This is a genomic window from Streptomyces nanshensis (assembly GCF_001751255.1).
GTDB classification, from domain to species: domain Bacteria; phylum Actinomycetota; class Actinomycetes; order Streptomycetales; family Streptomycetaceae; genus Streptomyces; species Streptomyces nanshensis_A.
Window position 1 is genome coordinate 1 of the sequence record NZ_LJGW01000513.1, and the last position, 884, is coordinate 884.

Below are 884 nucleotides of genomic sequence, written 5' to 3' on the forward strand. Positions count from 1 at the left end.
GAGCGGCAACGGCGGTACGGAAGCGCCCGGTTCGAGCGCGGGTCCGCCTCCGTACCCGGGCGCTGCGGGCAGCGCGCCGGGCCTGGCCGGAGTGCCGGGCGCACCGGACGGCGAGGCAGTAGAGGGCGCGGAGGGTCCGTACGCCGCGGAGGGCGAGGGCCCTTCGTCGCGCGGCAAGCGCGTCGCGGCCCTTCTCGCGGGCGCGGGCGGGGTGTTCGCGGTGCTGGGCGTGGGTGTGCTGGTCTTCGGGCTGCCCGGTGCCACGGACGACTCCTCGGCTGCGCCCACCCCTTCGGCGTCGGCCTCGCCGCACGAGAACCTCCCCGCGGGCGTCAAGTGCCAGGGCCGGAGCTGCTCGGGCAAGGACCCGGAGAAGATGGGCTGCGGCGGACAGAATGTCAAGAGCAGCAATTCGCAGTTCGTCGGCCCGAGCATGGTTGAGGTGCGCTACAGCAAGGTGTGCAAGGCCGCTTGGGGCCGCATAACGGGCGCCGCGCAGGGCGACAGCCTCAAGATCAGCGTGGGCGACGGCCAGGCTGAGAGCGACGAGGTCGGCGAGACGAACGACGCGTACACCGAGATGGTCGCCGTCGACTCCGCGACCGAGGCCCGCGCCTGCGCCACCCTCGTCGCGGGCACCACCGGCTGTACGAAGGCCGACTCGGCGGGCCGGGCCGGCACGGCGGAGAACGAGAATCCGGCGGGCACGGGCGGCACCGAGGGCTCGACCGGCACCGGGGGCTCGACCGGCACCGGCGGCAACGGCACGGAGGAGAAGGCGAGTTCGGGCGGCGCGCTGCGCTGACCCGGGCGTGCGGCACACCGCGTACGGGGCGGGGCCGGGGCGCATGGACGTCCGCCCCTGGGCGGCGCTCCCCGGCCCG

Annotated in this window: 1 protein-coding gene; it reads left to right on the forward strand. The window is 75.5% G+C overall.

Annotated features, from left to right (window positions below):
* Window positions 1–805: DUF2690 domain-containing protein (locus AN218_RS29295; RefSeq protein WP_216311819.1), on the forward strand; the 805-nt coding region annotated here is incomplete at its 5' end.
* Window positions 806–884: the final 79 nt, after the last annotated feature.